The following is an 11,563-nucleotide window of genomic DNA, read 5'->3' on the forward strand; positions in this document are numbered from 1 at the left end:
GGGCCGTTGTCAGACCCTCCTGCGAGACTCGAAGGCATGACCGACCGGTGGGCTCTCGCGCCGGCCGAGGACGGCGGCGCCGAACTCGCCCCCCTCGGCCTCGACGGGCTGCCCGCGGGACCGGTCCTGAGGGAGCCGGATCTCGCCGAGTCCGTACGGTCCCGGCCGGACGTCACGCGCTGGGTGTGGCGGTCGACGGCCGAGGTCTATCCGCGGCTGCGCGAAGCGGGCGTCCGCGTGGAGCGGTGTTACGACATGGAGGCCGCCGAGACCCTCCTCCTCGGCCACGAGGGACGGCTCGGCGAGCCCCACTCGGCGGCGGCCGCCCTGGCGAGGCTGCGCGGCGGTCCCGTACCGCCCGATCCCCCGCAGCGTTCCGCCGAGCCCGGTTCGCAGTCCTCCCTCTTCGAGCCCCGCCCCGTCCACGTACCGCTGGAACAGCTCATCGAGGTGTACGGGGACCAGCAGCGAAGACACGACAAGGCCGCGCACCCCGGGCGGATGCGGCTGCTGACGGCCGCCGAGTCGGCGGGCATGCTCGTGGCGACGGAGATGAACGCGTCCGGGCTGCCGTGGAGCGCGGACGTGCACCGGGACGTGCTGCACGAACTGCTCGGCGAGCGGTACACGGGAGGGGGCGAGCCGCGCCGCCTGGCCGAGCTGACGGACGAGGTGTCGGCCGCGTTCGGGAGACGGGTGCGGCCCGATCTGCCCGCGGACGTCGTCAAGGCCTTCGGACAGGCCGGGATCAAGATCAGATCGACTCGGCGCTGGGAGATCGAGTCGATCGACCACCCGGCCGTGAAGCCGCTCGTCGAGTACAAGAAGCTGTACCGCATCTGGGTCGCGCACGGCTGGTCGTGGCTCCAGGACTGGGTGCGGGACGGGCGGTTCAGACCGGAGTACCTGCCGGGCGGGACGGTCACCGGGCGCTGGGTGACCAACGGCGGGGGCGCGCTGCAGATCCCCAAGGTCATACGCAGGGCCGCGGTCGCCGACCCCGGCTGGCGGCTCGTCGTCGCGGACGCCGACCAGATGGAGCCGCGGGTGCTGGCCGCGATCTCCCGCGACCCCGGCCTGATGGAGGTCGCCGGGCGGGAGAGCGACCTCTACCAGTCCGTGTCCGACCGCGCCTTCTCCGGCGACCGCGCACAGGCCAAGCTCGCCGTGCTCGGCGCGGTCTACGGCCAGACCTCCGGCGACGGCCTCAAGAACCTCGCCCTGCTGCGCCGCCGCTTCCCCAAGGCGGTGGCGTACGTGGACGACGCGGCGCGGGAGGGCGAGGAGGGGCGGCTCGTGCGGACCTGGCTGGGACGGACGTGCCCGCCGGCGGCCGGGTCGGACTCCTCAGGGGAGGAGGCGGGGATTCCGGAGAGCGAGCAGGCCGGAGGCGGGGGCGTGCCGGGCGAGGGCGCCGAAGCCGGGGACGCCCAGGACTGGGTGCCGGGGTACGCCTCCACCAACTCCCGTGCCCGGGGCCGCTTCGCGCGCAACTTCGTCGTGCAGGGCAGCGCCGCCGACTGGACCCTCCTCGTCCTCGCCGCACTCCGCCGCACCTGCCGGGACATGGCGGCCGAGCTGGTCTTCTTCCAGCACGACGAGGTGATGGTGCACTGTCCGGCGGCGGAGGCCGACACGGTGGTCGAGGCCATCCGGGAGGCCGCGGAGCTGGCGGGGCGGCTGACGTTCGGGGAGACGCCGGTGCGGTTTCCGTTCACGACGGCGGTGGTGGAGTGTTACGCGGACGCGAAGTGAGGTGAGGTGAGGTGAGCGGGCCAAGTGGGAGCGCTCCCCGCCTGTTCGTGGTGAGCTTCGCTCAACTTCCGCGCACGGAAGGTCCGTTGAGACGGACCAGCAGCAGCTCCCGCAGTTCGTCGGTCACCGTGCTGTCGGTGCCGTCCAGGTCGTCGAGGGCCAGTTCCCACTGCTCGTACGCCTCGTCGGTGCGGCCCGCCGACCGGTGCAGGAGGCCCTGCTGGTGCCGGGCGAGACCGGCGGTGTAGTGGTCGGCGCGCTGTTCGGCGCGGGCCAGCAGAAGGGCGCACTCGCGGGCGGCCCGCTCGGTGTGGTCGAGGCCGCGCAGCGCACGGACGAGACCGAGGCGGGTCTGCGAGCCGCTCTGCCAGTCGACCCCGTCCGAGACGCTCAGGGCACGGTCGAAGTGCTCCAGCGCACGGGCCGGTTCGCCGAGCGTGAGGTGGGCGTACCCGATGTTGCAGTGCCCGGACTCGCGGACCCGGGAGTCGCCCATGGTCTCGCCGATCGCGAGGCTCCGCTCGTGCCACTCGATGGCGGCGCGCGGGTCGGAGTGCTCGTGGAGGTTGCCGAGGTTGCTGTAGGCGACGGCCTCGCCGTCCGGGTCGCCCAGCTCCCGTGCCAGCTCCAGGCTTTCCCGCAGGGCGAGTTCGCACTCGACGTACCGGCCCAGGCTTTCCAGCAGCAGCCCGCGGTTGCTGAGGCAGCGCTGGATGCGCGAGACGACGCCGAGGCCGCGCCAGCGGGTGAGGGCCTGGTCGGTCAGGACGAGCGCCTTGCCCGCCTGACCCTGCATGAAGTGGAGGCCCGCCAGGTCGGAGAGCGCGATCGCCTCGGCGGCGTCGTCCCCGAGCCGCCGCGCCACCGTCAGCGCCCGCCGCCCGAGCACCGCCAGTTCGCGCAGCCGGCCGCGGCGCTGCAGATAGGGGAAGAGGGCGCGTACGAGGACGGGGACCAGCGGGGACGCGGCGGCGCGGCCCTCGACGAGCGCGACGACGTTCGCCACCTCGCGGTCCCACCAGGCGACGGCCTCGGCGGCCGACGCGAACGGCTCCGCCTCACCGCCTCCGGCGCCCGCCCCCTCCGACTCGGCCGTCGTCACACCGAGCCGGTTGTCGCGGTCGGCACCGGAGGGGATCAGAGCCGGTACGCACCGACGGGCGGAGGCGATGTACCAGCGGAGGGCGATGTCGGTGGGGTCCGGGTCCGTGGGGCCGGAAGCGGTGGGGCCGGGGTCCGTTGGGGCGGGGGCCTCCCTCTCCATCGTCTCCCGGGCGGTCTCGCGGGCGAAGTCGCGTACGAGGTCGTGCGGGGTGTAGCGGCCGTACGTCGTCTCGTCGAGGAGGGCGACGTCGACGAGGCGGTCGAGGGCGGCCTCGGTGCGGCGTTCGCCGGTGCCCAGGAGCCGGGCGAGGAGCGGGACCCCGTACGTCGGCAGGTCGAGCGCGCCGATCCGGCGCAGGGCGAGGGCGGCGTCCCGGTCGGCCTCGCGGTCCGAGGCCCGCAGCGCGTCGAGGGCCACCGCGAGCGAGCGGCGCACGCTGAGGTCGTCGTATTCGAGGTGGTGCAACCGTTCGCCAGTGGCGGCCAGTTGACCTGCGAGCGCGTCCGGTGTGAGGACCTGGCGGGCGGCGAGCCGGGCCGCGACGATCCGCAGTGCGAGCGGCAGCCGTCCGGTGAGGCCGACGAGAGGGTGCGTACCGTCGAGGCCGTCCCGTCCGGAGACGGCCCGCAGCAGCTCGGCGCTCTCCTCGTCGGAGAGGGGGGCGAGCGGGAAGCGGGTCGCGCCGTCCAGCGCGGTGAGGGGCGAGCGGCTGGTGACGATCACCGCGCAGCCGGGGCCTGCGGGCAGCAGGGGGCGGACCTGGGCGGCGTTCACGGCGTCGTCGAGTACGAGCAGGGTGCGGGTGGGCGCCAGCAGTGAGCGGAGCAACGCGCTTGCCGCGTCCGGGTGTTCGGGGACGCCCCGGGGTTCCACGCCCAGGTCGCGGAGCAGCGCGGCGAGGGCCTGCCCGGCGGTGAGCGGCGGCACGCCGGGCGTGGCCCCGTGCAGCCGTACGTACAGCTGGCCGTCCGGGAACTCGGCCCGCAGCCCGTGCGCCACCCGCACACCGAGCGCGCTCTTCCCGACGCCCGCCATCCCACTGACCACGGCCACGCGGGGGTGCCCGGCCCCGGTCGCCACGAGTGCGGCGCGCAGGCCGCCGATGGTCTCGGCACGCCCCGTGAAACAGAGGGGGGCGGGAGGGAGTTGAGCGGGCCGGGGGACGGGAACGAGCGCGGGCGCCTTCGGCGCGGCCGGAGTCGCTGGAGTGGATGGAGCGGCTGGAGTGGATGGAGCGAGTGGGGCCGCCGAGTCTGCCGGGGAGAGCTGGGAGGCTTCCGCAGAGGGCGGGTGGTCGGCTCCGGGCTGATCCGTACGGCTGGAGGCCGACTCGGCGGACAGCGGGGCGGAGACACCATCGCCTCCGTCGAACTGCCGCCCGCCGGAAGCCACCGGGTCTGCCGGAGCGTCCGGGTCGGCTTCCCCAGAAGGCAGGTCGTCGGCCCCGCGCCGATCAGCACGGCTGGAGGCCGACTTGGCGGACAGCGGGACGGAGACGCCGTCACCTCCGGCGAACTGCCGCCCGCCGGAAGCCGCCGCGTCTGCCAGGGCGGCCGGGTCGGCTTCCCCAGAAGGCAGGCCGTCGGCCCCGCACCGATCAGCACGACCGGAGGCCGCCTCGGCGGACAGCGGGGCGGAGAAACCGTCACCTCCGTCGAACTGCCGCCCGGCGGAAGCCACTTCCTCGCCGGAAGCCGTTGCCTCGGCGGGAGCCGCTGCCCTGGCGGAAGGCGCTGCCCCGGTGGAAGGCGCTGCCTCGGCGGGAGCCGTTGCCCCGGCGGCATCGATCCCCGCAGCGGCGGACACCCCCGTGCCCAACCCCAGTCGCGTCTCCGTGCGCGTGCCCGTTCCTGTCGCTGCGTCCGCCCTTGAATCTGTCGGGGCCCCCGAATCCTCGTCCCGCAAAATCTCCAGGTGGGCCTCGCGGACCGTGAGGCCCGGTTCCACGCCTAGTTCGTGGATGAGGGTGCGGCGCAGGTCGCGGTGGACGGCGAGGGCCTCGGCCCGGCGGCCCGTCCGGTGGAGGACCATCATCAGCTGGCGGTGGAAGGCCTCGCGGAGGGGGAACTCCGCGACCAGCGCGGTCAGTTCGGGAGCGAGACCCGCGAGATCAGAGAGCCGTACGGCTCCGTCGGACACCCCGCGGGCCAGCTCCAGCTCCGCCTCGTACCGGCACTCCAGGGCGAACAGCCGTGCCTCCTCCAGCCGTTGGACGAGGGAGAGCCCGCCGAGGCCGGGAGGCATGCCCGTCAGCGGGGTGCCGCGCCACAGGCCGAGTGCCGCCACGGCCTCGGTCACGGCCCGTTCCCAGTCCCGCCGCGCGTGTGCCGCACGGGCGGCGCCGATCCGGGTCTCGAAGAGGCGTACGTCCAACTCGCCTTCAGATACGCGCAGTTGGTAGCCGGGCGGTACCGACCGCAGCCGGTCCGGGTCGTCCAGGAGGCGGCGCAGACGGGTCACGTGGTTCTGCAGCGACGCGTGCGCCGAGGCGGGCGGTGTCCCGCCCCACAGCGCGTCCTTGAGTACCTCGACGGAGACGACCCGGCCCGGTTCCAGCAGCAGAGCGGTGAGCAGTACCCGCCCCTTCGCGCTGCTCAACGGCCGTGGCACACCGTCCGCGTCGTACACGACGGTCGGCCCGAGAAGCCCGAACCGCAACCCGAGAGGCAACCCGGATCGCCGACCGGATCCCACTCCGGAACCCACTCCGGAACCCGGCTCGGGCGACGGTCCGCCCGGGCGGCCGGGCGATCGGCCGCGGCGCAGCCCGGCGCCCCGGTCCGACCGCTGTCCGCCGCCCACCTGTCCGCCTCTTCCCAACGGCGGCCGTCAACGGCCGGAATCCGCCGCTCCCGCCACCTCCCGGGCGAAACTCTGTGCCTCGCCACACCGTTCGCCCCATGTTAGCGATCGGTTGGCGTGGCCTGATTTGATCACCGTTCGGACCCGGTCGTTCCGGTACGCGGTTGGCGTCGTAGGTCGCCGCGGCTCGGGGGAGTGTCGCCGTAGCGACCGGGTCCGAGAGCACGTCGGCGGGATCCCGCTCAGACGACCGGCAGCCGCCCCAGGCGCGTGAGCCGCCAAACGGTCGCCCAGCGCATCGGCCGCCGTTCCCCCGCCGAAACCCTGAGCCCCTCCATGAAGCCGCCGAACCATGCCCGCAGCCCGCCAACAGAGCGTGTCCGCAGGAGAGTCAGCGCGATCCAGACCGCCAGGTGGACGGGGATCAGGGGGAACGGCAGCCGGCGCCGGACCAGCCAGACGCGGTTGCGGGCGGTGACGCGGTAGTAGATGGCGTGCCGTGCGGGTGAGGTCTTGGGGTGCTGGAGCAGCAGCTCGGGCTCGTACCGGATGGTCCACCCCGCGTCGGCGGCCCGCCACGCCAGGTCGGTCTCCTCGTGCGCGAAAAAGAACTCGGCCGGCCAGTCCCCGGTCTGCGTGAGCATCTCCATGGAGAGGGCGTGTCCGCCGCCGAGGAAGCCGGTGACCTCCCCGCCCCGCATCGGATCCTTGGCACCGAGCCGGGGCACGTGCCGCCGCTGGGTCTCGCCGTGCTCGTCGGCGATACGGAATCCGACGATGCCCAGGCGCGGATCGGCCGCGTACAGGTCCCGTACCCGCCGCAGGACGTCGGGGTCGACGAGGAGCCCGTCGTCGTCGAGGTCGACGACGACGTCCACGTCGCCGAACTCCCGCAGCCGGCTCAGCGCGACGTTCCGGCCGCCCGGGCAGCCGAGGTTCTCGTCGACCTCGATGGCGGTGACCTCGCCTGGCAGCCCCAGCCGGTCGGCGAACTCGGGCAGCGGACAGCCGTTCCCGACGATCACGATCCGGGTGGGCGCGACGTCCTGCTTGGCCACCGACGCGAGCAGCGCGTCGACCTCCTGGGGCCGTGTGCCCATCGTCACCACGGCCACCGCGATCCGCGGCTCCACCGGCACGGCGCCCACCCCCACCACTCGACCTCGTTCGACAACAAGGGGCGATGCTAGTCGTTCACGGTAAGGACTCTTTAAATACGCCGGTTCTCCCTGCGGCGTACGAACTTCAGCCCCGACCAGTCGTCCCCGAGCGCGGCGACCTTCACATCCACGACACCCAGGGGGAGGAAGAGCTCCCGCAGCCCGTTCTCGGTGATGTCGCTCACGTGGCCGGCGGCCTTCCTCGGCCAGGCGATCCAGAACATCGCGGAGTCGGCGAGCGCCTCGACAAGGCCAGGTCCCTCAGCGGCCAGGACGGCGGCCTCCCGGTAGAAGGCCAGGGTGACGTCCGCCCCCTCCGGCCCTCCTTCGGCGACCTCGCAGTCCTCGGGCAGCCCGGGGATCGCCCACCCCTCCCCCGGCGGGTGCAGCAACCGCACCCGCTGCCCGGCCTTGATCCCGATCTTCTTGGCCAGTGGCGTACGGGAGTACCCGCCGCTCGCCCCGCGCCCACCACTGGCCGCGCTCCCATCACCGGCCGCGCTCCCGCCACTCGCCCCGCTCACCGCGCCACCACCGTCCATGCGTCCATGAGTCCATGCGCTCACGCGCTCACGCGTCCATGGTTACTCGCGGTTCGCCGTCGTGCCGCTCATTGCCGTCCTGGCCCCGGTGGCAGGTAGCGTGTCCACGGCCGCTTCCCGAAGGAGCCCGCGACATGACCGTATCGATCTCCCTGCTCCTGATGGCGGTCGTCGCATTGGCGGCGGCGGTCGCGGCGCCCCGTGTCCTGACGCGTGCGGTCTGGCCCGACCGGGAGCCCGTGCTCGCGCTGTGGGTGTGGCAGTGCCTGGTCGCCACCGTGCTGCTCTGCTGTCTGACGTCACTGGTACTGAGTGCCTCGGCGGTCTTCCACACCGTCCGTGTCCATGTCTTCGCGCCCGCGCCGCCCAGGGTCACCGCGGCCTACGACCTGGCCGCCGCCCCGACCTGGACCACCGCGCTGACACTGCTGCTGGCCGGCGGTGCCGCCTGGACCACGGCCATGCTGGCGCGGGAAGTGACGGAGGCCCGCAGGCGGGGCCGGCTGCGCCGCGAGCACCTGCGCGAACGCGCCCCCGAGCTGCCGGCCGGGCTCAGCGACTCCCGCGGCCCGCTCCTCGTGCTGGAGGACGAGTACCCGGACGCCTGGTGGATGCCGGGCAGCCCGCCCCAGCTCGTCGTCACCACGGGCGCGCTGCAGCGCCTCACCGACCACCAGCTGGACGCCATCCAGGCCCATGAACTGGGTCACGCCCGGGCCCGCCACGACTGGCTCCTGCACCTCTCCCAGGCCCTGGCCTCCGGCTTCCCGGGCATCCCGCTCTTCACCCACTTCCGCGACCAGACCCACCGCCTGGTCGAGCTCTCCGCCGACGACACGGCCTCCCGCCGCTGCGGCCACCTCACCACGGCCCTCGCGCTGATCGAGCTGAACCAGCACCGGGGCGTCCTGTCCTGCGCCACTCCCCGCCCCCTCCTCCACCAGCGGGTGGAGCGCCTCCTGGACCCGCCGCCCCGCCTGCCCCGGACCCACCGCCGCGGTACGACGACGGCCGCCGCCCTCGCCCCGCTCATCCCGCTGCTCATCGCCTTCGGCCCGGCCCTGGCGACGCTCGGCTCCTAGGGCCTGTCTGACGCCCGCCCGCCCGGCGATTCCCTCCCCCGGCTCCGGCCGGGAGGTACCCCCGCGCGGGGTCAACTCTGCTTCTCCAGGCTCCACTTGAGGCCCCCGCCTGCCTCGGCCCGACGTCCGCTCCGAGCAACCCTGCAGCCTCGATTCTCATCTTCTTCTCAGGGACGAGAGAGATGCCCGGGTCACCTGGGGCAACCGAGGTGCCCGGGCGCAGGAGCCAACAGGAGGAGAAGGACGTTGATCCATGCCCGGCGCACATTGGTCGCCGCTGCGGCGTTGTTGGCGGTGGTGGTGGGGTCGCAAGGAGTGGCGCAGGCCCGGCCGGCCGCCGAACCCGCACCGCCCGCGGCCTCGGCCGACCCCGACGGCAGACTGCCGGCGGGCTGGCAGATCACCACGGCCAGATCCGGTCAGCAGCTGACCTGGCGTTCGGCCACACCGGTGCCGATGGGAGACGCCGCCGTCGAGTTCTACTCCGGCGGCCGGCTCCTGGGCCGACCGCTCGCAGCCAAGGACGGGCACACGTTCAGGCTCGCCCTCCAGGGCGTGGAGCTCGGACCGGCGAAGGACCTCCAGGTGCGGGCCGCCGGCCGCCGCCTCGACGAGGCCGGCATCGATGCGGACTCACGCCGGCGTTCCTCCAAGGCGCCGGTGAAGCCGTCGGCCCTGCCACCGGCCAACCCCGTGGACCCCGGCGTCCCCGGCCCGTACCGCACGGTCAGCGGCGAGTACGAGCTGAAGTCCGTGAAGCTGCCCGACTTCCCCGAACCGGTGGAGATGCGCGCGGCCGTGGTCGCACCGGCCGGCGCCCAGGGCGAGCGCCCGCTGGCCCTCTTCCTGCACGGCCGCCACCCCACCTGCTACACCGGGGGCCCGGACGGCGACTTCGTCGGTGACTGGCCCTGCCCCACCGACTCGAAGGCGATACCGAGCCACCGCGGCTATCTGCACGACCAGAAACTGCTGGCGTCCCAGGGCTATGTGACGGTGTCCATATCCGCCAACGGCGTCAACGGACAGGACTTCGCGGCGGAGGACGGCGGGGCACAGGCCCGCTCGTCCCTCGTACGCCAACATCTCGCCCGCTGGGCCAACTGGTCGGGCGCCGGACGGACTTCGGCACCGGAGATCGTACGGAAGGCGGCGCGGGCCGACCTGTCGCGCGTACTCCTCGTCGGTCACTCGCGGGGCGGCGAGGGCGTGAACCGGGCCGCGATGGACAGCCTCTCCAAGCCTCCCGCCGACAAGGACGGCTACCGGGGTCCGGTGCGCTGGAAGATCCGGGGGACCGTCCTGATCGGCCCCACCGTCTTCGGGCAGAACCCCGCTCCCGAGGTGCCGTCGATGACGATCCTGCCCGGCTGCGACGGCGATGTGTCCGATCTGCAGGGTGAGATCTACGTGGACGGAACCCGCGGTGTCAGCCGTGGTGCCGCCCTGCACAGCGCGGTCTACATGGTCGGCGCCAACCACAACTACTTCAACACCGAGTGGACGCCGGGCCAGGCCCAGGCACCCGCCAACGACGACTTCTGGAACGACGAGGAGTCGCCGGACGCGGTGTGCACACCGGGCACCGCGACTCGTCTGACCGCCAAGCAGCAACAGGCCGCAGGCTCCACGTACATAGCCGCCGCGGCCCGCGTGTTCGTCGCGGGCGACGACCGGGTCCGGCCACTGCTGGACGGCTCCGGCGTACGCGCGAAGTCCGCGGGTCCCGCGCGCGTCCTCACCCACGCCGTCGGTGCCCGTCGCGGCGGCGCGTTCCTGCCGGACCCCTCGGTGAAGGTGGACGGCGGCCGGCTGTGCGAGCAGATCGACCCCGATCCGGCGACGAGCTGCCTCAACCCCGACGAGCCCGGCGCGTCACCGCACTTCGCCGGCTGGGAGACCGACCGGGAACCGGGCCGCAACGCCGTGGCGCTCGACTGGTCGACGCCGGGTTCCGCGGTACGGGTGCAGCCGGAGCGACCGGTCTCGGTGACCGGGGCCAAGTCGCTGGCCCTGCGGGTCGTCGTGCCCCCGAACACCACCGGCACCCGCCTGGACGTGTCCCTCACGGACACCGCGGGCCGACGGGCCACGCTCGGCGACATCCGCCTCGACGGACTGCCGGGCACCGAGCGGACGACCTCGTACTGGGGCCAGGAGGTACGCGTACCGCTGACCGCCGCGACCGCGGCCGGGCTGGACCTCAAGCAGGTGAAGTCCCTTGAACTGACCCCCCGCAGCGGATCCGGAAAGGCGTGGCTGATCGACGCCTGGGGCTGGCGCTCCGGCCTGGCGGACGTACGGCCGGTCTCGCTCCCCCGCGTCGACATCGGCCGGCTGACCGCCGACGAGGGCGACTCCGGAGTCAAGACCTACCAGGTGCCGGTACAGCTCTCCGGGCAGGGCAGCGGACAGATCCGGCTCTTCGTCTCCGACCCCGAGACCCGTGAGACCACGTCCCGGGTGGTGACCGTGCGCCCCGGCGGCGACAGCATCGACGTGCCGGTCGACGTGCCCGGCAACACCCGCTACAGCTACGGCACGGCGTACAACGTGTTCGCGAAGGCCGTCCACGACACGGTGGTCGGCAACCACCTCGGCGGCGTGACCGTGAAGGACGACGACCCGATGCCCACGTTCAGCGTGACGCCGGTCCCGAGCCGGGTCACCGAGGGCCAGAGCCTGACGTGGCAGATCACCCAGTCCGCGGTCGCCGACACGGAGATCTGGATCGACTCCGCGTTCGCGCCGGTCGACGGCGCCGAACTGTCTACGACCGACGTCGACCCGGCCTGGCTCGACGAGACCACCGGTGAGTCCCCGACCCCGTCCCGGCCGCTGACCGGGCTGGGAGGGCTCTATCTGCCCCTCTCCATCCCCCAGGGCGAGGTGAGCACCGACGTGACGATTCCCGTCGTCGCGGACGGCGTGAGCGAGCCGGAGGAGTCGCTGCGGATCCGGCTGTCCCTCTGGACGGCTGACGGCGAACAGGTGGAGGGGCCGGTGCTCGACGGCACGGTGACGGACGCGCCGTAGCAGATCAGTAGTACCTCAGTAGCAGCTCAGTAGCGTCTCCGTACGGAACTGGACGCGGGGGCCCGGGAGTTCCGGGCCCCC

General features: G+C 73.4%; 6 protein-coding genes. 3 read left to right on the plus strand and 3 right to left on the minus strand.

Annotated features, from left to right (window positions below; translation table 11 throughout):
- Nucleotides 1–36 precede the first annotated feature (36 nt).
- On the plus strand, nucleotides 37–1,755 hold the full coding sequence (locus ACFWXQ_RS31405; protein ID WP_383935692.1) for a bifunctional 3'-5' exonuclease/DNA polymerase: 1,719 nt from the start codon (nucleotides 37–39) through the stop codon (nucleotides 1,753–1,755).
- Nucleotides 1,756–1,816: 61 nt separating this feature from the next.
- Here ACFWXQ_RS31405 and ACFWXQ_RS31410 read toward each other — a convergent pair whose 3' ends face one another.
- From ACFWXQ_RS31410 to ACFWXQ_RS31420, 3 genes are all read right to left on the minus strand, one after another.
- The gene (locus ACFWXQ_RS31410; RefSeq protein WP_383935690.1) at nucleotides 1,817–5,518 is read right to left on the minus strand and encodes a BTAD domain-containing putative transcriptional regulator; all 3,702 of its coding nucleotides are present in this window, start codon (nucleotides 5,516–5,518) and stop codon (nucleotides 1,817–1,819) included.
- A gap of 386 nt (nucleotides 5,519–5,904) precedes the next feature.
- Entirely contained in the window at nucleotides 5,905–6,795 is an 891-nt protein-coding gene (locus ACFWXQ_RS31415) for a glycosyltransferase family 2 protein (RefSeq protein ID WP_383935791.1), read from the minus strand.
- A 77-nt stretch (nucleotides 6,796–6,872) separates the two neighbouring features.
- Nucleotides 6,873–7,388 (minus strand): DUF3052 domain-containing protein, encoded by a 516-nt coding sequence (locus ACFWXQ_RS31420; RefSeq protein ID WP_383935689.1) that lies wholly within the window; start codon nucleotides 7,386–7,388, stop codon nucleotides 6,873–6,875.
- A gap of 110 nt (nucleotides 7,389–7,498) precedes the next feature.
- Between ACFWXQ_RS31420 and ACFWXQ_RS31425 the strand changes: the two genes are divergently transcribed.
- On the plus strand, nucleotides 7,499–8,446 hold the full coding sequence (locus ACFWXQ_RS31425; protein ID WP_383935687.1) for a M56 family metallopeptidase: 948 nt from the start codon (nucleotides 7,499–7,501) through the stop codon (nucleotides 8,444–8,446).
- Nucleotides 8,447–8,692: 246 nt separating this feature from the next.
- On the plus strand, nucleotides 8,693–11,482 hold the full coding sequence (locus ACFWXQ_RS31430; RefSeq protein ID WP_383935685.1) for a hypothetical protein: 2,790 nt from the start codon (nucleotides 8,693–8,695) through the stop codon (nucleotides 11,480–11,482).
- The last annotated feature ends 81 nt before the right edge of the window (nucleotides 11,483–11,563 follow it).

Origin of the sequence: Streptomyces sp. NPDC058697 (assembly GCF_042715345.1) — a bacterium.
GTDB classification, from domain to species: Bacteria; Actinomycetota; Actinomycetes; order Streptomycetales; family Streptomycetaceae; genus Streptomyces; species Streptomyces liliifuscus.